Genomic DNA, 21,682 nt, shown 5'->3' on the forward strand with positions numbered 1-21,682 from the left:
TATATCAACGGATATTACAACAACGTTAGGCCGCATCATTATAATGCCGGTTTAGCGCCAAATGAATCTGAGGTTAGATATCAAGATTCTAAAACTGTGGCCAAATTTTATTGACCACTACAATTAGAGTTGTTAGGAATTACGAATGGGTAGAAAATATCTTTGTTGTTTGGTTCATCAAACTCCCTAGCGTGGCTTCGCGACTTAACCCATCTACGTAAATTTAAAAAATGATAAGAGTTACAAGTTGAGAAATAACATAACACTAAACCTAAACGCCTCAAACGCACTTAATAAATACCTAAAAGTTGATTTACCTCGTTTGCCACATGAACCCGGTAAACAAGCGGGGGTAAATACCCTTATTAGTGATCAAAATTACTTTAACTGGCAATTACAGATAATTGATAACAGCTATAAATCTCGTTAAAAAACAATTATTGTCTGCGAGGCGAATAGCCGTTTTACGTTTTTTATACCAGTTAGTTTAAAGCTATCGCAAGAAGAGTTAACTCAGCGTTTGCAGTACGAATGGCAGCTAATGATGGCAGAAACACTTGAGGTTTATCAGCTAATACCACGCAGCGATATTGCGGTGCTGTTAAGTGAGCTATCTAAAATAGAGTTTACTCCGCACTGGGTTAAAAATACCGATTTAAGTATAAGCGGGCATATTAGCGATGCCGCACTTTGGGTTACTCAAACACTACAAGAAGAGGGGCTTTATGAGTTACCTAAAGAGCTTGCCATTGAGTTAGCTATTTACTTAAACACCCAACCTAAACGTATTACTAATAAAACAACTGGCCGCAAAGAAAAGTTTATACCCATAGAGCGCCTACTCACATACTGCCAAGCGTTTATCAGCTCAGAGAAACTAGTTGATGAGTCATCAAACGAAATAGTTGATACCAGTAATATCATTAATTTTAGTGATTATAAAAAAGATTAAAGCCAGCTAGATTAAATTTTCACAAGCTTGTGAAATTATATTTTTATAAATTTTTGTATAGCATTACAAAAAATAAAGCAGTACTAACAAACACCTAATTGTTAGTTAAATATTTAAGGAAGAAAATGACCCTCTCATTACAAAATTTTAATAGAGCCCTATCTGAAGCAGAACAACTATTAGCATGCTTTGAAACGCTAAATAACCATCCAGAATTATGCTCATATGATGTTTTAAAAAAAGCAAGCTTAATAATGACGCTAACCGCATGGGAAACCTATGTTGAAGATGTGGTAACTGAAATTTTTGATGCCAAATTTAGCTTAATTAAAGGCTCTCAATTTGGTCACTTTGCAGAAAAGCAATTAAATGAACGTTTAAAGTTTTTTCATAATCCAAATTCAAATAAAACCAAAAAGCTATTTGAAGAGTTTTTGGTGTAGATATTACTGAGCAATGGTCATGGCCTAATGTATTACCAAAAGATGCCAGAGAGCAGTTAATTAAGTGGATTTCGAAAAGGGGGGAAGCTTTACACCATGCACAGCTTGATACTACTCAACCACAAATAATTAAAAAAGATGAGCTTGAAAAGTGTCTGCGTTTTTTTAAAGCGCTTGCACAGGCAACAGACAAAGCATTAGCAGTAATTTAAATGAATAACCAATGAGTTTACAAACAAGAATAACAAATAATTTTCTAATCATTTTTATATGATATTTTTATTAAGTACCTATTATAATTAAATTAAGTATTGAATAGTTATTAAGAGTTTAGTACTTTTTCTGAAGGCCAAATGGAAATAGGAATATTACTTGGCTAAAAAACTTATCTTTTTATGCTGTATGGATAGTTATGGATTTCAAAAAAAAAATAACACTTGCTGTGAAAGCCGGTGCACCTCTTATACAAATTATTAGTCATGATACCCTTCGAATTAGGGCCGCAGTTAACTCAATTGCTGATATATTAAGTCTAGAAACTTTCATTTGGGATAGCTGTAAAGGTTTAAGAAGAGGGATTAGCCAACAAGAGCTAATGGAAGATGTAGATACCCCCTCCGAAGTACTTGAGTGGGTAATCGGTGATAATCAAGATGACTTACCCACACCTGTTAACTGTATTTTACTCCTTGAGGACTTTCATCCTCACATAGGCACATTTGATCATAAAAATATTTCGCGTTTACGAAGTTTTGCTGTAGCAGTTGCTGGTCGACGAATAGATAAAGTGACTATAATCATGTCACAACCCGTTTTTGATTTACCTACTGAGTTGGTAAAAGATACCCAAGTTTTTGAAATGCCTTTGCCTAATCTATCAGAACTAAAAAAGCTCGCAGAACAAGCTAAACAAAAGTTTGAGTTAGATGAGCGAGATTGCTCTTTCAGTACTGAGTTTCTTAATTCAGCATTGGGGTTATCTACAAGTGAAGCGCAGTTAGCATTTGCGAAAATTGCTTGTGAGAAGGAGCGATTAAATGAACTTGATATTTCAAGCATTGTTCGAGAAAAAGAACAAGTCATAAGAAAGCAAGGCCACTTAGAGTATTTTCATCCAAGTGCTACGTTGGATGATATTGGTGGTCTGGACAGCCTAAAAAAATGGCTTAAACGAAGAAAGCTTGCCTTTGGTGAAAGCGCAAAAGAGTTTGGTTTAGAGGAGCCAAGAGGCTTACTTTTATTAGGTTTGCCTGGTACAGGTAAAAGCTTAGCAGCTAAAGCAATAGCGAATGCCTGGCAATTACCTTTACTACGATTAGACATTGGCAAAATATTTGGCGGTATCGTAGGTCAATCAGAATCGAATATGCGTGAAGCATTGCAGTTAGCAGAGACACTATCTCCCAGTATTCTATGGATAGATGAAATTGAAAAAGGGTTATCAGGTATTCAAAGTTCAGGTTCATCAGATGGAGGCACTACAGCGCGAGTACTTGGTAGCTTCTTGACTTGGATGCAAGAAAAGAAAAAGCCTGTATTTGTTGTTGCGACAGCTAACAATATTGCGCAGTTGCCCCCAGAGTTACTTAGAAAAGGACGTGTTGATGAAATTTTCTTTGTTGATCTACCTACTGAGCAAGAGCGGGAAGATATCCTTAATGTTCATTTAAAAAAACGAAGCAGAGAAGATAATTTAAGTGCAGTGGAAATAAAAGAAGTGGCTCAACTAACACTCGGCTTTACTGGGGCTGAGTTAGAAGAAGTGATTAAAGAGGCTTTGTTTATGGCCTTTGACGATGGCATTGATATTAACTTTGAGCATATAAAATCAGCAATTGCAGTAACTACGCCTATATCAATGACTATGCACGAATTGATCGATAAAACACGTTCTTGGGTCAAAGGGCGAGCAGTGCGAGCAAGCTCACAAAAACCAGAAGTAATCACTGATAAATTAAAATCAATGACTCGCTTAAAATCTGAAATAGAAAATCCTTTCGAGTAGCCTACCATGAATCCATTTTATCTATCACTTTGCGGTGATGAGTCTAAGTCGTTAAAATTACAGGACAACGTGTTGAATGGCTTAACCCCTTTTCGCAATTATTTATCTAACAGTATTACAGCGTTTAAAGATAAAGAAGTTACATGTGAATGGGAAGCTCTTGCCCAACAGCAATTTAATATCAAACCAAAGCAAAATATATATCAAATAGTACCTCTTACTCGTATTCGTTTAATCAACCCAGATAAAGATTGGTATAGATTAAATAACGCTGACTTGGATGATGATTTTGAGGTCGACCTTGATGAGCCCGTAACAATCGGTAAAGGTAAAAAAAGTCGAAAAATTAAAGTAACTGATTCCAGAGTGCATAATGATTTTTATGAAATTAAAATAGAATATAGTGAAGTTATTACTTCAATAGTTTGGTTAGGTTATACAATTACATTAGTACCCTTGAGCCTTACTGTTATAAACACAGATGTAGTGATAGTGGATGAAAAAAGGTACAGTATCGATACTTGTAATGATTTAGTTATTGATCTGTTTGGGCAGTTAAATGAAAAAGAAGGTACAGCCAAACTCAATAATTTAACCGTAAAGTTTGAGACTATAAAAACTTTTTCGGATTCCAAATTGGCAACTCATGTAAAAAAGGACGTTGCTAACTGGTTAGTGCTTTCAACGAAGACGCCTAATTATGATTGCGCAAAAATTGAAGATATCACCGCACGTGAACTTAAGAATTTAACGGTTGAGAGCTTATTTGATAGTAAAGGGAAACCATTAAAACAAAGTGATTGGGAGTTCTCTTTAAACAATAACAACGTCACTATTACCGCACAACATAGCAACGTAACAAAATTAAGCCACTGCAGTTTAGGTACTTATCCAGATCTTGAATTTGATATTAAGGAAGAAAATACAAAAGAGCAGTGGATACAGCTAATTGAACCTATAAATAACGATGATAGCGGCCTGTCTGTGCTCGATTATTTTTTTAGTGAAAATGCGATCATTTTGGAATCTAATCAGAATAACAATCGGGAGGCTTTTCACGTAATAAAAAGTAATAGTGAAGAGAAACAGTTATTACTGGCTAAATCAAAACAAACTAAACAGCAAAGCGTTTTACCTTTATATAAAACTATAAAGGCCAAAGCTGATATCTCTCAATTACTCAAGCAACAAGATGCTATATCAGCTCTGACATCTGCTCCTCACTCAGGGCATGATGGGTTATTGAATTTATTTAAAGACCAAACAAGTAAACCTTGGCAGCATACAGAGTCGGAGCCCCTTGAACAGGACAAATGGAAAATCCTGACGGATATTCGCTTTAAAGGGTGTCTAGAACAGCGAGATTTTGTTCAGAAAGCATTGGCTACCCCTGATTTTGCAATTCTTGATGGCCCGCCTGGTACAGGGAAAACAACATCCATTTTAGAGCTTATTGTTCAGTTAGTTCGTCAAGGTAAAAAAATACTTTTGACAGCTTCAACTCATGCTGCAATAAATAATGTTCTAGAGCGTATAGACAATAAAGAACTTGATAATGAAGTGTTTGCTCTTAGAATAGGGGATGCTCATAACGCTCAAGGACTTGAACACTACCAATTTGATAATTTGATTCAAATTGAAAATACCAGTAAACAAATATTAGTTGATAGCGCTAATCTCATTTGTGGGACCACTATAGGTATAATGAGATTATTTAATGATAAAGAGGTCAATTTACCTCTTTATGAGCCAGCTTTCGATGTGATGATCATAGACGAGTGCAGTAAAACCCCTTTTCAGGAATTTTTGGTACCCGCCCGCTATGCGGCTAAACACATCTTAGTTGGAGATATCCGTCAACTCTCCCCATTTACCGATAGAGAACAGATAGTCTCAAACCTCGAAAACCTTATATTAAAGCCGGGTAGAAGAGGGCATGCTTCGCAATCGTTAGATAAAAACTTGCAAACAGCATGCTTTTTACTGGAAACGTTAAGAGCAGGGCAGAAAAACCATCATGCATATTCAAATCAATTAATAAAAACGATTTCACCACAAGAAGCTAAAGCCTTAAAGATCGAGCTTACGCAAAGAGTAAAAATAGACGAAGAATATGAACGTATCCTAGTGATAGACTCTTCAAATATAGAGAAGTACGCTGCGAGTCCAATTTTACTTTGGGAGTATAACCTATGTTTTATTGCAGATAATTGTTTGCAAAAAATTAATAATCTTATACCCGCTGATAGTATTTGGTTATCAGATGACTGGCACGCGAGTGCTCATGCATTTTCACATAAAGCATTATTTAATAACGATCAAAAACTTCATAGTCGTGGCGTTAATATCAACGGAACATCAGAGGTGGCAGCACATTTTAATAAACAATTAAAGGAAAAATCTTGGGCTGAAGAGGTATGTTGGCGACTAGAAAGATTATATTGGTTACGTTTATCACACAACTTTGGTAACAAAACTAAAAACTATAAGGAAACTATAGAGCGCCTCTTACCGAAGACTATAAATTGTGAAGGGCGAGTTTTTCAGCTGCAACAAGTGGCATTTCCTTCAGTGCTAGAAGCATTATCAGGTAATGGTTTACAAAAACGTAAACAAGATATCTCGCATACGCTTAACTCAGGTTTCACTCCGAGTATTAAAGAGCAACGCCATACAACGCTAAGCTACCAACATCGAATGCATCCAGCTATTTCTAAATTTCCAGGGCAGCAGTTCTATCATGGTGAGTCACTTAAAAATGGTGATAGTGTTGCTGTTGAAAGAGAGTGGGATTACTTGGGGTTTGGGTCACATGCCATTTGGTTAGATATTCCTAAAAATAGTAAATATGCACAAGTAAGTCAAAACAAAAATAAAGCCGAAGTCGATAAGATCCTTAAAGAATTAAAACAGTTCTGTGATTGGGGGGAAGGTCGTGTAAATGATGAAGGGCAGCCTTATAGTATCGCTATTCTGACCTTTTATAAGGGACAGGAAACAGCGTTGAGAAAAGAATTACAAAAACTGCCGGATAACAATAAAAAATATAGTCAATTTGAATATAAAGGGCAGCCTATTAAATTAGCTACTGTTGATTATTTTCAAGGGCAAGAAGCAGACTTGGTTTTTCTATCTATGGTGAATAATTATCGCGATGGTTTTTTAGACTCACCTAACCGGCTGAATGTAGCTATTACACGAGCCCGATATCAGCTAGCGATTGTCGGTTGTTATGATTATTTTGCTAATAATAGCCGAACTACTGAGCTTAAAAATTTGGCTAAAGCGCTACCAAGGAAAGTTAAATGAATTCGTCACTACAAGAACAATTACAGAAAATAAAACTAAATACTACCAAAGATATATCTAAAACAGGTCATCCTGAGAACATGCGACAATCTTCTAAAAAAACACGTAGTAATGGTAACTGTCCTTTGTTTACATTAAACCGAAAGGTTAATTTAGTGTGCCTACCTTTGTTGGGAACAGTAGAGGTTTATGTTAAGCGACAGGATATTGTTAATGCGCTTGGAAAAGTAGCTGAACTTCCAATTAGGTTGCTTGAGTATTTAAAAAAACTAGCCTTAATTGACTGTAATAAGGAGCTTACAGCTAGGGGAAAGGAATTTTTAAAAACGGGACTTTTACCTACTCTCGAAAGAGGTTTGTTTCATATTTGGTTTGCCGAAAATGACCAATTATTGGTAAAAAATCCAATTTTAATACAGCGTATCGATGCCTTTGCCACAAAAGACCTTAATCAATATAGATCTTATCGTGGTGATATCAATCAATATTTAACTGAGCAGGTTATTACTACCAACTTAGCGATAGAAAATAATAAATCGATCTCAATTGAGTCGGTTAAGGTTGCGATTAAAAGCATTGAAGTGCTTTGCGATACTTATAATAAAGCAAGCGCATATTTAAATTGGCAGTTAACAGCGCACAGTAAAACTACTCTTAGTGGGAAATTAAATATTGAAGTTCCCAGTAAGGGGAGGGGTAATAAGTCGTCATCTGTTGGAAAAGAATTCTCTTTCAATTTACCAACCAGCCACAACCAATATATAGAATTAATGGACATTATAGGTAAGCAGTTAAATGGCAAGTGGAACAATCAATATCAATATTTCTCCCTTCCTTTTAGTGAAACAATTGATGAGAAAAAAACGCTTAACGGCTTATCGTTAGAAACACTTCCTTTTGAAACAGTTGATTCAACTCGTTTTGGTTCATTTAAAATAGTAGAGCATCAGTCATTGCCAATTTCACCTATGGATTTAAGTGATGGAGAGAAATGGCTAGAAGCATGGTGCAAACATTATTACCAGCAAAAGCATAATGCGTTAATACATGCAGAAAAAGCGCAATTGGACTGGCTTTCTCAGCCAGGATTAACCCCACATGATATTACACCTATACAGATTGACAAGATGTTAGCGATATTAGGCACAGAAGGTAAAGCTACTAGCTATTGGCAAGCGGCTGCAGGTTTCGATTTAATGCCACATCTAGCAGCTGATTTTGGCGTTGCTTTAACATTAGATGATGGCGCCGAGTTCGAATTTCCAAAACTTATAAACCATTTAACTAATGGTAGACACATAGAAAATATAATTATCTCAGATCGTTATTTTACATCCGATCATCAACAAGCCCTTTTGACGAGAATCGCCATTAAAGTAGGTGTATCAAAAGGTTTGTTTGTAACACTGAAACAAATGTACAAAAAGAAATTACCTGAAAGTTGGCAGCCTAAATTTATTGATAAATCTCCAGATAATCATGATCGTTACTGGTTGTTTTTTACATCGGCAGGTTTAAAGTGTTGGAAAGTCAGTGCAAGTTTAGACTTTGCTCGCGAGCACAATAGGCAGTGGGTCGTGCATGGAACACCGACTTTTACCCCTTTAGATAAGAGGGATTTACCACAATATCTCCAAGACATCGTTGAAGAATATAACAGGGAATGTGTGTAATGACGATATTAGCACCCAAAAAAATTAAATTCGAAAAAGATTACAGTGAACAAAAGCTTAGCAGTAAATTTGTATCTAAAAATGCTAATACTGAATCGGCTTATGATTGTGATGTTGTTACTGTATTTAACAAAGCTAAATTGATACAGCAGATAGAAGAAACCAAACATACTTTAATTATTTCTGTAGATATTCTGTTTGATAGTGAAACTATCAAAACAATACAGTTACTAGTTGATAACCAACCGTCCATACGGGTTTACTTATGCTTAGGTGATGATGTACAAAACAAAACAGCGATAGATCGGCTTAAATCACGTTGTTTAGTTCGCACTGGTGTTGCTCAGGCTGGTGCGATATTTTTAAGTGATCATCAGTACTTTAATAAACGCGGTGTTGTTATTACGGAATTAGATGAAAGTGGCTATTGTTTGGATCTTACACTAGATCAAATTGATGATAGTTACCGAAGCTTCTGTAAACACTTTTGGGATAATACACAGTACGAATATATAGGGGAGTCAAGGCGTCAGGCACAACCAACAGATGTTAGGATTATCTTAAATGATGAATATCAATTAGATGGTTATTTTAATAGGAAATCATTTAAAACAACAATAGCAACAGTTAACGCATCAGCTTTAGCAAATAAAATTGAGATAACAGATGACGCTATGCTGATTTCAAATCGGCAACTTGCCGAGCTAAATAGTATCGCAAAAGAAAGTTCAGTAAATATAGTTTTAACTGACTTTAACTATCCTAATATTGTTTATGAAGCTAAAGATGATGAAAGAAGTGAAGAGGTGGTTTGGTTACTCCCGAAGGGGTTTTCTGCAGGTAAAGTAAATTGGGCTATTCAGCTTGATGAAGCTCAAAAAAATAATGTAACTGCATCTATTAATAAGGTTGCTGAGCAGGCTTGTTGGGTACTGGCGTTAAAACCAAATGTATCTGAGCTTGTTAATGTTAAATTTGTGTCTGCTAATAATTCAAATGAAGAATTAATGACCATAGAGCAACGCAAAACTATTACTTTGGAAGAGCACTATTGCCAATCAATCGAAGAATTTTTGAATGAAACTCCAGAAGCTTTGTTTTCGAAACAAACAAATTGGTCTGATAAATTTGCTGCGCAACATGTTTCATTCACTGGAATAATTCATCCTCCTTATTGCCCAAAAAACGCAACCGCTGATGAATTGGTAAATAAGTGGGAGAAAGTAAATAACATGTGGCAGCAATCACTCTCCGAAGCGGAAAGCACGCTAAATAACTCAAGTAAACAACTTACTGAAAGTAGGACTCGCTCGTTTGCAAGTTTATTGAGTCAATTTATTCTGGGGCAAAATCAGACACATAGAAAATTGATTGAAAGAATAGATGCGCTCAAAAAGTTTAACCTTTTACACTCAACACCTGCTGAGAGAAAAAAGGCAGAAGATGATTTTTCTCAAATTGTATTAGAACTAAATCAGAATAAAACGCAAATATCTCAGCAGATCAATTTGGCTGAAAAAGAACATATTTGGGATAAAAAAATTAAGCAATTATCAGCGGATAAAGAGCAAGCTAAGAACGATGTGAGTAAAGCGAAAGAACTTATTAAAAATAAGCGACCAAAACTAGAAACGTTACTTAAAGAAATAGAAAGCAAGTACCGTGAGGAAGTTAAAACTTACAGAAGTGAGAAAACAGAAGACGATACAGCGACATTACCAAAGGAGGCAGAAGAGTTAGACAGCACCAAACAATTCTTTTCAAAGAAAGAAAATCGAAAGATACACGCTAAATTATATCAAGTTTACAACCATTTAGTTACTGAACATAGCAAAGCCCATAAAGAGCTGTTAGATATTGAGAGCAATACTAATAATCAAGAAAAGAGTTTAGCAACCATCAATGATGAGCTTGACCGGCATGAACGCCGCAAACCAAAAGCAGAAAGCTTAGATGAGTCGTTAGATCTACAACTCGGACTTAAAAGTAAAAAACAGTTAAAAATTATTTGGCCTTCAGAATATTTACCAAATGATGCTTTTTCATTAATGCAAGATAAAGGTAAACGGTATCTAGTGATTGAATCATTAGATAAATATGAGATTGCTAATAAAGAGGCGTCTCGATTAGAAGCAACAGTTTGCATCTTTAAAAGTGGTGATGCTTATGCCTGAGCAACAAATTATTATAACGATTGATGAGCAAGGCCAAGTTAATGCCAAAACAGAAGGGTTTCAAGGTGATTCTTGTATAGATGCTGTTGTTGACCTTCTTGGTGAGCAGATTAACATTAAGAATTTAAAAAAGACTGATGAATATCATCAATCACAAACTGTAAAAGCAGCTCATATTGTCGAAAGTAAGCGAGGTGGTTAATGAGTGCTGTTATTAAAACTACCACGCCCTTTGTAGTAGAAGTTGCACTTTTTCAGTCACTTATTAAGTTAGGATATGAACCAAAATATATAACTGTAAAAAATATACGTGACTTTCAGGGAAATAATAGTGTTGAGTGTGGTGACATAGTTACTAATAGAGTTGATTACAATGGACACCAGCACTTTAGAAAGCAAGGTAAGCTCTGGGTATTAAGGCATGATGCTGATCAATATAATGCACGAGTACTAGGTTTAAAGCATTATAAAAAAATCGCTGACTTCTTATCGGAGTTAGAGCAAGAGTACTTGTGTGAGTATGAGCGTCATTTAGCAGAACTCGCCGAGATAGAAAGAAAAGAAATTGAAGAGCAAAGAAAGGTGAGAGTGGAAGTAACTCGACAACAAGCAATAGCAAAAGCTCAAGCTCAAGGTTATACCGTAAAAGAAAAGCAGATTAATGGCAAAATTCAACTTGTTTGTATTAGGCATATTTAATTTATGACTAATATAGATGAAGGCAATTCTTTTTTTAATCTAGCTCATATCGAAGCACATACTCATATATATGGTCCAGGTTCACGTTTCACAATTTGGCTACAAGGATGTAGCTTGGGCTGCAAAGGCTGTTGGAATACTCAAATGTGGCCGCATAGAGAGAGAACCCTTGTACACAGAGAAAAACTTTATCAGCAAATTTTGGATACGCCCGAAATTAGTGGTATTACCTTTTTAGGAGGTGAACCGCTTGAGCAAGCAGATAATACGCTTTGGCTAATCAAAATGATAAAGGACAATACCAGTTTGACGAATGTTGTTTATACAGGCTTTGAACAAAGAGAGCTAGAGCTTAAAGGTTATTGGTCAGCTTTATGTGAAAATAGTGACCTAATTATATCGGGGCGCTATCAACATTCATTACGAAACCCATATTTAAGACTTCGAGGTTCAACAAATCAAAAACTTGTATATCCGCATGGCTCTAGACTTATGGAAGAAAGCGATGGAGGTAATGAAATTGAAATAGTAATTGATAGTTTAGGCTCAATTACAACTCTTGGTTATCCAGATTAAATATTGATAGTCTTCCAGAACTGTATGTGTAATTAGGGTAGCTTGGGGGTGACAATAGTAGGAGTTCATCCCCCATTTTTAATGTGTAGATAATTAGTTAAACATTGTGCGACCGAGATAATTTATCAGCTAACACTTGGAAGTAACATAACAAAAGTGGGTCACTGCATATAATAATTATTTTTAATTGGTACGACTGAGCGGATTTGAACTGCTGACCCTTGGACCAGGTGCTCAAGAGTGGGTAATGCTTTTTCTCTGGTTTTTTTTATTACTTTGAATTGGTACGACTGAGTGGATTCGAACTGCTGACCCTTGGACCGGGTGATCAAGAGCGGGTAGTGCTTTTTCTTTCAAATGTACTTTATTTATTTTACTTAAATGTTGGTACGACTGAGTGGATTCGAACCACCGACCCCTACCATGTCAAGGTAGTGCTCTAACCAACTGAGCTACAGTCGTACAATTTTTGAGGTTTTACTTAAATGTTGGTACGACTGAGTGGATTAGAACTACTGACCTTTGGACCGGGTGATCAAGAGTAGGTAGTGCTTTTTCCTTCAATTATACTTTTTTAAATGTTGGTACGACTGAGTGGATTCGAACCACCGACCCCTACCATGTCAAGGTAGTGCTCTAACCAACTGAGCTACAGTCGTATTACTTTATTTAAGTAAGTGTTAATTGCTTAACAACGGCGGCTAATATATAGCGTGGCGGTTGGTGAATCAAGCAAGTTTGTTGTTTTTGAGTTTATTTGCCGTTTTTTTATTCATATTGGGCTTATTTCACACGTTTTATAAAAACCTTGCCACCAAACCACATGTTTTTTAGCTGAGCTTTTAAGTAAGTTCAGTAAGTTACTTGTTGAGCCCGTTTTGACTAAGTTATTAATTTGAGGGCTTGAGATACTTTCGTTAAACCAAAGCTCATTATAAAGCGGTTGTAGTACCTCTAGATAACCAGTTAATTGCGCTTGATAAGGCTGAATTTCTTTTAGGTAAAACTTTTGAAATACGTTGCTTATGATTTTTGCGTTTTTATTATTTTTATCCTCTGGGCACAGCGTATTAAAGTTTAGTGTTTTTACAAACTGTGTAGCGTTGTTATTTAACACGACCTGCCTACGGACTGATTGAATGAGTGCTTGGTTAAATTGAAATTTATTAAGCTGCTCGAGTGCACTAAAAATAGAGTCGCTATTAATTTCACTAAATTCTTTAGCCTTAATTTGCTGTTTAATGAGTACAAGTTGCTTTAGCGCAAATACGGTATCGCGAAAACCAGCGGGTTCAGTAGTGAGCTCGTTTGAGGTGAGTTGCCAGGTACGATTTAACTCAGGTTCTTTAAATAACATGGTATTAAAAAAGTATATTAGGTGTGTTTCTTTATAGTTTTTGGCTGCGAGTATTTTTGTGTAACTAGGGCTATTTTTATCAAGCGTATTTAAGCAAACCTGCGCACTTTTAATAAAGTTTATTTGATATTTTAATTGCCCAGCAGCGCTGGCTGTTTTTCCTAATTGGTTATTGTGCTCACTTATAAGCACGTTAAGCTTGCATTGGCTAATGCCTGCAAGCTCAACAATACTCAGTGTTAAGTCACTTTGTGCTATTGGGGTAGGCTGCAGTAAAGGGAGTTGCTTGAGCGGCTTAGGCTGTGTTGGGCTTGCATTAACTGTGCTACTTAAGCGTTCAATATAAGTAGCGTTTACAGTACTTTGTGGTTTGTTGCAGCCTGTAAGCATTAAAAAACACATTACCAGCAAAGCAGCTGGTAATGATTTAAGGCTGAGTTTATTAGTTTTGATTGAGTGAATCACTGTTAACAAATTCATATTTTAGACGCTTTCTTACTGTTAGCATTAATAAAATAGCAGCGACACTAAGGCCTACTATTATTCCAACCCAAAAGCCATGCGGCCCCATAGCTGGCACAATTATGTCTGTTCTTGCCAATACGTAACCTAAACAAAAGCCGATTAACCAATACGATATAAACGTAATATACGATATAGGCGTGGTGTATTTTAACCCACGAAGCATGCCATTTGCAGCAACCTGTAATGCATCGGGTAACTGGTAGACACACGCTAGTATCATAATTGATGAAGCCAGAGCCATTACTGCGGGACTGTCGGTATAAAGTTGGCTAATTAAATCACGACCTGTAAAAGTCATAAGTGCCAAAAATAGTGCAATTACAATAGCTAATATGTAACTAGTCGATACGGCAACTTTTAACTGCTGTAAATTATTTTGACCATATAGATTACCAATACGAATACTTATAGCGATAGAGAGGCTCAGTGGCATCATAAACAGCAATGTAGTTACACTCGCTGCTATTTGGTGCCCCGATACAGCCACTGCTCCTAAATGCGCAATAAATAGCGGTATACACGCAAATAAAGTGACTTCAAAAAAGGTTGCAAGTGAAATTGGTATACCTAGCTTAGTAATAATACCAATGGTAGTGAAATTAGGTTTTTCGAATGATGAAAGCAGGCCTTTAGCATCTACCTTTTTACTCATTTGGCAGTAAGTAACTTGTGCTATTGCCATAACAGTTAAAACAATTGCTGTGGCAATGCCACAGCCTGCGCCGCCATAAGCAGGAAAACCAAATAAGCCATTTATGAAAATATAATTTACTGGAATATTAACGGCTAAACCTAATAGGCTTATATAAAAGGCGGGTTTGGTCATCCCCATGCCCTCGGTAACGTTTCTGTATACTGTAAAAATTAAAAATCCAAACACACCCCATTTCACAAAATGGATGTAGTCAATGGCAAGGTTTGCAATAGCAGGCGTTGTATCGAGCTTTAAAATAATGGCATCTGCTAAATGGGCAATACCAAAACCTGTAAAGCTTAAAATAGCGGTTAAATAAAGCGCTTGTTGAAAATAGTGGCTAATGCCTTTGCGGTCATCACTGCCCGAAAACTGCGCAATAATACCAGTAAGCGCTAATAAAATACCTTGCAGAGCAAGTAATAATGGGTTCCATATTCCTGTTGCAATAGAAAGTGCAGCTAAGTCAGTAGGGCTAACTTGGCCGGCCATAATTGTGTCGACTACCGACATTAAAATAAGTGTAACTTGTGCTAAAAAAACAGGTAAGGCTAGGGAAAGTAAACGCTTGGCTTCCCAATTGCAAAAGGTCATAAAAAAAGCTATTAAATAAAACAGGCGGCAATTGTAATCTATTGCGTTTCAAATAAAAATCACAGTAGTGAATGATTTTATGAGTTGATACGTTAAACTAGCACTTTGTAATATTTTTAAGTGATTTTATGTTTACAGGAATAGTGCAAACACAAGCAACAGTGGTCTCTAAAACTCAAGCTGATGGTGTGTTACGCTTAGTTGTATCGGTGAGCGATGAGTACGTTAAGCATTTAGATTTAGGCGCAAGTATTGCTATTAATGGCTGTTGTTTAACGGTTGTGCAAGTTGAGCTAAGTAATCATGATGTGGTGGCGCAAGTGCATTTTGATGTGATTGACGAAACTCTAAAGTTAACTAATTTAGGCTTGCTTGAGCTAGGTAGTTTAGTAAATTACGAACGCTCTGTTACGTTTGGTACTGAGCTAGGTGGGCATATAGTGTCTGGGCATATTCATTGTACGTCACAAATCTCTCAAATAGTGAAACTTGAGAATAACTGTAAAATACAATTAAGCTTGCCAAAAGAGTGGAAAAAGTATGTGTTATATAAAGGCTTTGTTGCTATAAATGGCGCAAGCTTAACCGTAGGCGAAGTTGATGAACAAGGTTTTTGGATACACCTAATTCCGGAAACGCTCGCCATTACAAACATTGGTGCAGCGCAAGTGGGTGACAAGTTTAATATTGAAGTTGATCAGCAAACTTACACTATTGTAAATACGGTAGAGAACTACTTACGCCATCAGGCTTAAGTTAAAATATTTGTTCGTCGTCACTGTCTACGTGTAGCTCCAATTTATTATTAGCATGGTCTATATGCATATTTAAATGAATTGGGTTACAGCAGGCAGTGCAATCTTCTATATAGTCTTGATCGCCGCTGCTTGCGTCTAAGTCTAGATGTATGTGGTGTCCGCAGTGTGGGCACGTTATTCGTTGTGATAAAAAATCTTTCATAATCACTCCAGTTATAAATAATTAAGTTAGGTTCAACTTAATCGCTTACAGATGAACGTTTACTTACTCATTAAATATAGTGTTGAAATGCAGCTTATGACATTTATTTTATACCTTCAAATACCAGCTTTTCTATATGTTGTTTAGCTTCAGTAAGATAGTGACCGGCAAAGATGTTGGCATGATTTAAAATGGGGTATAGCTGGTATATTAACTTACGTTTTTCGTAATTTTGAGAAAGCGGGTAGTGCGCGTTATAGGCGCTATAAAAGTCTTTAGGCAGTGGGGCAAATAGTTCGCTCATTGCAATATCCACTTCCCGATCACCATAATAACAAGCCGGGTTAAATATTGTTGGTTCTGCTTTTAAAAATCCCATATTGCCACGCCAAAAATCGCCATGCAGTAATGAAGGTTGTACTTGATGGCTATGTAGTTGCTCTTTTACGGTATTAATTAAGCGTTCGGGCTCAATAAAGTTAATGCCTTTTTCAGCGAGTAGTTGTAATTGCCACCCTATACGCTCTTCGGCGTAAAATACATCCCACTTTTTGTGCCAGCGGTTTGGCTGTATGGTTGTGGCTAGATAATTATCTACATCAAAACCAAACATAGCTTGGTCATGTTTTTGATGCATTTTAGCGAGGTTACGCCCCATATTAGCCCACGTGTCGTGGGGTTGTTTATCTAAAACGAGCCATTGTAAAACAACAAACGAAAACTCTATATTTGCACCAGTTGTAATACATTCAGGTACTTTAAAATTACTATTTTGCGCCAAAAGCTTTAAGCCAATAAATTCACTTTCTAAACGCTCGAGCTCGCTTTTTAGTGCTATTTTAACGAGGTAGTTATGCGTACCATTGGTAATATGAAATAGTTTGTCGGTGTTTGTACTTTGTAATTGGCGTTTGTAGGTGTGCTTAAAGTCAAAATTGATGGCTCGGCTGATGTGCTCATTTACTGTTTTCCACATAACAATTGCTCGCCTTTTAAACAGATACTTAAACTATGGCAAAAAGGTATTAATTTAACAATCTAAACGTTGTAAAATTAACGGCTATATTGAATAAAATTACACTTACTGTAGTGGAGTTAAAATGAACAAAAGTTTAATAACCAATTTGCTAGCGGGTTTATGTGTTGTTGTAGGTTTTATGTTTAACCAAGCAATTGTGTTGTCTGTTGGTTTATTTGCACTTTCTGGCGCGGTAACTAATTTATTAGCTATTCATATGTTATTCGAAAAAGTCCCATTTTTATATGGTTCTGGTGTTATAGCGCTTAAGTTTGAAAGCTTTAAAGTAGCTATACGAAACCTGATATTAACGGAGTTTTTCTCAGAGCAAAAAATTAATAATTTACTCAATAAAGCGCAGCCCAATATCGACTTTGAGCCAATAATTAGCAATGTTGATCTAAACCCTGCATTCGACAATTTGTTAGAGGTAATAGAGCAGTCTCAGTTTGGTAGTATGCTAGGAATGTTTGGCGGTACAGCGGCAATAGAGCCGATGCGTGAAAAGTTTATTGAAAAAATGCAATTGTCGCTTAGTGAGATTTCTCAAACTGACGACTTTAAAGCATTAGTAAGCCAAACACTTTCACAAGGTAATAGCGCAGAAAGCCTACATAAAACGGTGCTTAAACTAGTTGATGAGCGCTTAGATGAGCTTACTCCTAAAATGGTTAAAGAGATTATTCAGACCATGATCCGCGAGCACCTAGGCTGGCTTGTAGTATGGGGCGGTGTGTTTGGTGGTTTATTTGGTTTAATAGCGGCCGTTATTTAAATCTAGCGACTAATAAAAAACTTAATCATTCGATAGCATTAAATAGTGTACTTACTGCGTTAAAAATTATTTGTGCCTGTTATTGCACTACTTTTTAGTGAAATAATAGAGCACTAATTTAATGCAATTGGTATAACTTATTTTTTCAGGCTGTTATTATCGCCCCCATAATTTAGTCGTGTTTTTTTAGGAGCAACGGTGAGCAAAACGTTAGCCAGTTATTATCAGCAAGCATACGCGTGCGATCAGCAGCATTTTAATCAGTGTTTTTATTGTGGCTGTGAAGCGACAGAGCGCGATCATTGCCCGCCACTACATATGCTACAAAGTATCGTTGATTTAGGTGAAGAGGCTGACTTTATCTCTATCCCTGCGTGTTATGAGTGCCTCGCACTTTTACATAACGAAAGACTGATGACGATTGATGAGCGCTTTACCAAGCTTAAAAAAAAGCTCTCAAATAAATATGCTAAACCACTGCGCGTTTATAACATGTGGGAAGAAAGCGAACTTGGCGACATGAGCGACGAGTTTGCCCATAGTATTCAAGCGGGTATGAAATTAGGAAAAGAAGCCGCTGAGCGTTTAGCCTTTACGGGTTTTAGCTATGCCACAGAAGATGCCAAAGTAGCAGTGCGCGAAAAAACAAAAGAGTTTGATGTAGAAGGCATGATATTTACCGACTTTAAAGAGGCGCTAAATTACTGCATTAACGATTTAAATGTTCAAAAAAGCGACTTTTATAAAATTTTGGTTGAAGACTATCAAGGCGATTTTAATAAAGCATTGAGCCAGTATCGTCATCGTCATGACAAAGTAACGGCGGCTAAAGATGGTAATACACTTATTAAAGATTTTTCTAAGCTACATAAGCAAAACTCTGATTTTGTAACGCGTACGGTTAATCACTTTATTAGTAAAGATCCTTCGCTTACCACCGAAGGTGCGCTTGAAAAGCTATATAACAATTATATAAAGAAATAATTACAGAAATTCATCTTAATTAACTGCGTTTTCACCTGTTTTTTTGGCTTTATCCTTTAGGTTTCGCTAAAGTAGCAAAAAAACAGGAGATCCAAACAACATGCAAAAATTTGCACCTTCTTTATTAGCGGTTGGCTTAGCTGCTGCACTTGTAGGCTGCCAAGAAAACGGCCCACAAGACGATAAAATAACAATTAACAAAAATCCTTACCCAAGTACTTATCAGCCAATTTCTACATCAAGCACGCTTATTACAAATGCAACAGTACTTACCGGTACTGGTGAGCGTTTAGATGAGGCTGATGTATTACTTGTTGATGGTAAAGTACAACAAGTAGGTAAAGACTTAACAGCCACTGCTGATATAACAATTGATGCACAAGGAAAATGGGTAACACCGGGTATTATTGACGTACATTCACATTTAGGCGCATACCCAAGTCCTTCGGTCGAGTCGCATCAAGATGGTAACGAAATGACCAGCCCTAACACTGCAGAAGTGTGGGTTGAGCATTCTGTTTGGCCACAAGATCCAGGCTTTAATCGTGCACGCGAAGGCGGCATTACTTCTCTACAAATTTTACCAGGCTCAGCTAACTTATTTGGTGGACGCGGCGTTACGCTTAAAAACGTACCAGCGCACACTATGCAAGGGATGAAATTTCCAGAGGCGCCGTATGGTTTAAAAATGGCGTGTGGTGAAAACCCTAAACGTGTTTATGGTCGTCAAGGTGTATTGCCTTCAACACGTATGGGTAATATGGCTGGTTACCGTATGGCATGGGCTGAAGCCGCTGAGTACAAACGTGCATGGGATAAATACGATGCCGATTATGAAGCCGGTTTAAACCCAGAAGCGCCAGTACGTGATATTAAATACGATACGCTTCGCGGTGTGCTTGAAGGCGAAGTACGTATTCATAATCATTGTTATAAAGCTGAAGAAATGGCAATGATGATTGACCTGTCAAAAGAATTTGGTTACCACGCAGGTACTTTTCATCACGGTGTAGAAGCATATAAAATTGCTGACTTACTTGCGCAAAATGGTTCGTGTGCTGCACTTTGGCCAGACTGGTGGGGCTTTAAAATGGAAGCCTACGACATGGTTCAAGAAAACGTAGCTATTGTTGATGCGGTTAAAAACTCGTGTGCAGTTGTTCACTCAGATTCAGATACTACTATTCAGCGTTTAAACCAAGAAGCGGGCAAGGTGATGTACCGAGCTAACGAAAATGGTTTTGATATTTCTGAGCAACACGCTATTAAATGGATCACGTCTAACGCTGCTAAATCGCTAGGTATTGATGATAAAACAGGTTCACTAGAAGCGGGTAAGCAGGGCGATGTTGTTATTTGGAATCAAAGCCCATTTAGTGTCTATGCTAAAGCTGAACAAGTGTTTGTTGATGGTGCAAAGGTTTACGATAGAAACGACAGCGCGTACCAAGCAACAAGTGATTTTATGTTAGGTCAACAATAAGGAGCACCCAGAATGAAAAATTTATCACGTTCGTTTTCGCTTTCTCTGGTTGCTGCAGGATTATTAGCATCTGGTGCTGTAAGCGCACAATCGCTAGCAATTATTAATGCAACATTGCATACGTCTTCTGATCAAGGTGTATTAGAAGCGGCAAGCATTGTAATGACAGATGGTAAAATCACAGCGATTAATCCAACTGAAATTAAAGTAGATCAAATTATTGATGCAAAGGGGCAAATTGTAACCCCTGGCTTTATAGCAAGTATTAATCAACTTGGTTTAGTTGAAGTAAGTGCAGTTGCAGGCTCTCGCGATGCAGGTGAGGAAAAAGCTGGTATTGATTTTGATGTAAGCTTTGCTTACAACGCACATTCAAGCTTAATTCCTTACGCTCGTAAAGGCGGCGTAACACGCGATGTAATTACTCCTCATGGCGGCGATAGCATTTTTTCAGGCCTTGCGAGTGTTGTTGATTTAAGTGGTAGTTTTGACAGCGACATGCAAAAACAAGCGGCTTTAATTGTTTACTTAGGTGAGCGTAGTAAAGGCTCACGTGCTTTTACTTTGCAAACACTGATTAATAAGCTTGATGAGCACAAAACTAAAGCCGGTAAAAAAGCGAAAAAAGATGACGACAAGCCAAGTACTGAAGATAAAGTAATGGCTAAAGTACTCAGTGGTGAAATGCCATTAGTGGTTGGCGTTTCGCGTGCGGCGGATATTATTGAGCTAATTAAAGTAAAAGAGCAATTTGGCATTAATTTAGTACTTAACGGCGCACAAGACGCTGTTGTAGTGAAAGAGCGCGTTGCTAAAGCAAATATTCCAGTGATTATTAGTGCAATGGATAGTTTACCAGGAAGCTTTGATTCGCTTCATGCAAGTTTAGATAATGCAAGTGTGCTTGAAAAAGCAGGCGTTAAAGTATTATTAACGGTAGGTGGTGATGCAAGTCACAATATTTATCAGCTGCGTTTTGATGCTGGTAATGCTGTGTCGTATGGTATGAGCCAAGAAGGTGCGTTAAAAGCGCTTACATCAAACGTTGCTGATGTATTTGGCATTAATGCAGGTAGCCTTGAAGTAGGCAAAGCTGCTGATGTAGTAATATGGAGTAATGACCCGTTTGAGTTAAGCAGCCATGTGAGCAAAATGTTTATTAATGGCGTTGAGGTTTCTACACAATCTCGTCAAGATAAACTGCGTGACCGTTATACGACAGATTCAAAAATGCCACGTGCTTATACCAACCCGCAATAATACTTAATCAATTTGAGGGATTAAATCTGACGGTAACTGCGTTAAAAATTTCTGATATAGAGCAACTAAATAACGAAATTTTTGCCTTGTTATCGACAAGATTTTCTTGCCTCAAAGTTGATCACTTAATTAAGCGAATTGGTATGATACTAAATAATTAAATAATTAAATAATTAAATAATTAAATAATTAAATAAATAA

General features: G+C 36.9%; 20 protein-coding genes and 2 tRNA genes. 16 read left to right on the top strand and 6 right to left on the bottom strand.

Features of this window, described 5'->3' with window-relative positions:
- Positions 1-247 precede the first annotated feature (247 nt).
- From H5117_RS20750 to H5117_RS19230, 11 genes are all read left to right on the top strand, one after another.
- Positions 248-430: a hypothetical protein gene (locus H5117_RS20750; protein WP_259404579.1), complete on the top strand. Its 183-nt coding sequence runs from the start codon at positions 248-250 to the stop codon at positions 428-430.
- 111 nt (positions 431-541) lie between these two features.
- Positions 542-952 carry a hypothetical protein gene (locus H5117_RS20755; RefSeq protein ID WP_259404580.1) on the top strand — a complete coding sequence of 137 codons (411 nt, stop codon included), beginning with the start codon at positions 542-544 and terminating at the stop codon, positions 950-952.
- 125 nt (positions 953-1,077) lie between these two features.
- A complete protein-coding gene (locus H5117_RS20760) occupies positions 1,078-1,395 on the top strand; it encodes a HEPN domain-containing protein (protein WP_259396001.1) in 318 nt (105 codons plus the stop codon).
- Positions 1,396-1,454: 59 nt separating this feature from the next.
- Positions 1,455-1,607 carry a hypothetical protein gene (locus H5117_RS20920; protein WP_404936136.1) on the top strand — a complete coding sequence of 51 codons (153 nt, stop codon included), beginning with the start codon at positions 1,455-1,457 and terminating at the stop codon, positions 1,605-1,607.
- A gap of 200 nt (positions 1,608-1,807) precedes the next feature.
- Positions 1,808-3,400, top strand: a complete 1,593-nt coding sequence (locus tag H5117_RS19200; RefSeq protein ID WP_182693809.1) for an AAA family ATPase — start codon at positions 1,808-1,810, stop codon at positions 3,398-3,400.
- Positions 3,401-3,406: 6 nt separating this feature from the next.
- Positions 3,407-6,709, top strand: coding sequence for an AAA domain-containing protein (locus tag H5117_RS19205; protein WP_182738914.1), 3,303 nt, complete (start codon positions 3,407-3,409; stop codon positions 6,707-6,709).
- Positions 6,706-8,382, top strand: coding sequence for a hypothetical protein (locus H5117_RS19210; RefSeq protein ID WP_182738915.1), 1,677 nt, complete (start codon positions 6,706-6,708; stop codon positions 8,380-8,382). Before H5117_RS19205 ends, H5117_RS19210 begins: the two co-directional genes overlap by 4 nt.
- The gene (locus H5117_RS19215; protein WP_182738916.1) at positions 8,382-10,556 is read left to right on the top strand and encodes a hypothetical protein; all 2,175 of its coding nucleotides are present in this window, start codon (positions 8,382-8,384) and stop codon (positions 10,554-10,556) included. The genes H5117_RS19210 and H5117_RS19215 overlap by 1 nt, the downstream gene beginning before the upstream one ends.
- Complete coding sequence (locus H5117_RS19220) at positions 10,549-10,758, top strand: DUF2997 domain-containing protein (RefSeq protein ID WP_182693367.1); 210 nt, start codon at positions 10,549-10,551, stop codon at positions 10,756-10,758. Before H5117_RS19215 ends, H5117_RS19220 begins: the two co-directional genes overlap by 8 nt.
- Positions 10,758-11,255, top strand: a complete 498-nt coding sequence (locus H5117_RS19225; protein ID WP_182693368.1) for a hypothetical protein — start codon at positions 10,758-10,760, stop codon at positions 11,253-11,255. Before H5117_RS19220 ends, H5117_RS19225 begins: the two co-directional genes overlap by 1 nt.
- 3 nt (positions 11,256-11,258) lie before the next feature.
- On the top strand, positions 11,259-11,831 hold the full coding sequence (locus H5117_RS19230) for a 4Fe-4S single cluster domain-containing protein (protein ID WP_182693369.1): 573 nt from the start codon (positions 11,259-11,261) through the stop codon (positions 11,829-11,831).
- Positions 11,832-12,216: 385 nt separating this feature from the next.
- Here the strand turns inward: H5117_RS19230 and H5117_RS19235 are convergent.
- The 4 genes from H5117_RS19235 to H5117_RS19250 all read right to left on the bottom strand — a co-directional run bounded on the left by H5117_RS19235 (position 12,217) and on the right by H5117_RS19250 (position 15,001).
- A tRNA-Val gene (locus H5117_RS19235) sits at positions 12,217-12,293 on the bottom strand.
- Positions 12,294-12,413: 120 nt separating this feature from the next.
- Positions 12,414-12,490, bottom strand: a tRNA-Val gene (locus H5117_RS19240).
- A gap of 113 nt (positions 12,491-12,603) precedes the next feature.
- Positions 12,604-13,668: a DUF3080 family protein gene (locus H5117_RS19245; protein ID WP_182738917.1), complete on the bottom strand. Its 1,065-nt coding sequence runs from the start codon at positions 13,666-13,668 to the stop codon at positions 12,604-12,606.
- Positions 13,631-15,001, bottom strand: a complete 1,371-nt coding sequence (locus tag H5117_RS19250) for an MATE family efflux transporter (RefSeq protein WP_154903006.1) — start codon at positions 14,999-15,001, stop codon at positions 13,631-13,633. Before H5117_RS19250 ends, H5117_RS19245 begins: the two co-directional genes overlap by 38 nt.
- Before the next feature lie 128 nt (positions 15,002-15,129).
- On the opposite strand from H5117_RS19250, the gene H5117_RS19255 reads away from it, so the two are divergent.
- Positions 15,130-15,756, top strand: coding sequence for a riboflavin synthase subunit alpha (locus H5117_RS19255; protein WP_182673399.1), 627 nt, complete (start codon positions 15,130-15,132; stop codon positions 15,754-15,756).
- Between the two features lies 1 nt (position 15,757).
- Here the strand turns inward: H5117_RS19255 and H5117_RS19260 are convergent, their stop codons facing one another.
- Together H5117_RS19260 and H5117_RS19265 are read right to left on the bottom strand one after the other, a co-directional pair.
- Entirely contained in the window at positions 15,758-15,961 is a 204-nt protein-coding gene (locus tag H5117_RS19260; protein ID WP_002962509.1) for a CPXCG motif-containing cysteine-rich protein, read from the bottom strand.
- 103 nt (positions 15,962-16,064) lie between these two features.
- The gene (locus tag H5117_RS19265; protein ID WP_182738918.1) at positions 16,065-16,937 is read right to left on the bottom strand and encodes a fructosamine kinase family protein; all 873 of its coding nucleotides are present in this window, start codon (positions 16,935-16,937) and stop codon (positions 16,065-16,067) included.
- A 124-nt stretch (positions 16,938-17,061) separates the two neighbouring features.
- Between H5117_RS19265 and H5117_RS19270 the strand changes: the two genes are divergently transcribed.
- The 4 genes from H5117_RS19270 to H5117_RS19285 all read left to right on the top strand — a co-directional run bounded on the left by H5117_RS19270 (position 17,062) and on the right by H5117_RS19285 (position 21,481).
- Positions 17,062-17,754, top strand: coding sequence for a hypothetical protein (locus H5117_RS19270; RefSeq protein ID WP_024603971.1), 693 nt, complete (start codon positions 17,062-17,064; stop codon positions 17,752-17,754).
- A 198-nt stretch (positions 17,755-17,952) separates the two neighbouring features.
- Entirely contained in the window at positions 17,953-18,738 is a 786-nt protein-coding gene (locus tag H5117_RS19275; protein WP_182738919.1) for a hypothetical protein, read from the top strand.
- A 100-nt stretch (positions 18,739-18,838) separates the two neighbouring features.
- The gene (locus H5117_RS19280) at positions 18,839-20,221 is read left to right on the top strand and encodes an amidohydrolase (RefSeq protein WP_182738920.1); all 1,383 of its coding nucleotides are present in this window, start codon (positions 18,839-18,841) and stop codon (positions 20,219-20,221) included.
- A gap of 12 nt (positions 20,222-20,233) precedes the next feature.
- The gene (locus H5117_RS19285) at positions 20,234-21,481 is read left to right on the top strand and encodes an amidohydrolase family protein (protein WP_182724903.1); all 1,248 of its coding nucleotides are present in this window, start codon (positions 20,234-20,236) and stop codon (positions 21,479-21,481) included.
- Positions 21,482-21,682 lie beyond the last annotated feature (201 nt).

This window comes from Pseudoalteromonas sp. SG45-1 (assembly GCF_014164135.1).
Classification (GTDB): Bacteria; Pseudomonadota; Gammaproteobacteria; order Enterobacterales; family Alteromonadaceae; genus Pseudoalteromonas; species Pseudoalteromonas distincta.

Coding starts and splice junctions, on each gene's coding strand:
- H5117_RS20755 (WP_259404580.1), top strand. CDS start 542: ATGATGGCAGAAACACTTGAGGTTTATCAGCTAATACCACGCAGCGAT.
- H5117_RS20760 (WP_259396001.1), top strand. CDS start 1,078: ATGACCCTCTCATTACAAAATTTTAATAGAGCCCTATCTGAAGCAGAA.
- H5117_RS19200 (WP_182693809.1), top strand. CDS start 1,808: ATGGATTTCAAAAAAAAAATAACACTTGCTGTGAAAGCCGGTGCACCT.
- H5117_RS19205 (WP_182738914.1), top strand. CDS start 3,407: ATGAATCCATTTTATCTATCACTTTGCGGTGATGAGTCTAAGTCGTTA.
- H5117_RS19210 (WP_182738915.1), top strand. CDS start 6,706: ATGAATTCGTCACTACAAGAACAATTACAGAAAATAAAACTAAATACT.
- H5117_RS19215 (WP_182738916.1), top strand. CDS start 8,382: ATGACGATATTAGCACCCAAAAAAATTAAATTCGAAAAAGATTACAGT.
- H5117_RS19220 (WP_182693367.1), top strand. CDS start 10,549: ATGCCTGAGCAACAAATTATTATAACGATTGATGAGCAAGGCCAAGTT.
- H5117_RS19225 (WP_182693368.1), top strand. CDS start 10,758: ATGAGTGCTGTTATTAAAACTACCACGCCCTTTGTAGTAGAAGTTGCA.
- H5117_RS19230 (WP_182693369.1), top strand. CDS start 11,259: ATGACTAATATAGATGAAGGCAATTCTTTTTTTAATCTAGCTCATATC.
- H5117_RS19245 (WP_182738917.1), bottom strand. CDS start 13,668: ATGAATTTGTTAACAGTGATTCACTCAATCAAAACTAATAAACTCAGC.
- H5117_RS19250 (WP_154903006.1), bottom strand. CDS start 15,001: ATGACCTTTTGCAATTGGGAAGCCAAGCGTTTACTTTCCCTAGCCTTA.
- H5117_RS19255 (WP_182673399.1), top strand. CDS start 15,130: ATGTTTACAGGAATAGTGCAAACACAAGCAACAGTGGTCTCTAAAACT.
- H5117_RS19260 (WP_002962509.1), bottom strand. CDS start 15,961: ATGAAAGATTTTTTATCACAACGAATAACGTGCCCACACTGCGGACAC.
- H5117_RS19265 (WP_182738918.1), bottom strand. CDS start 16,937: ATGTGGAAAACAGTAAATGAGCACATCAGCCGAGCCATCAATTTTGAC.
- H5117_RS19270 (WP_024603971.1), top strand. CDS start 17,062: ATGAACAAAAGTTTAATAACCAATTTGCTAGCGGGTTTATGTGTTGTT.
- H5117_RS19280 (WP_182738920.1), top strand. CDS start 18,839: ATGCAAAAATTTGCACCTTCTTTATTAGCGGTTGGCTTAGCTGCTGCA.
- H5117_RS19285 (WP_182724903.1), top strand. CDS start 20,234: ATGAAAAATTTATCACGTTCGTTTTCGCTTTCTCTGGTTGCTGCAGGA.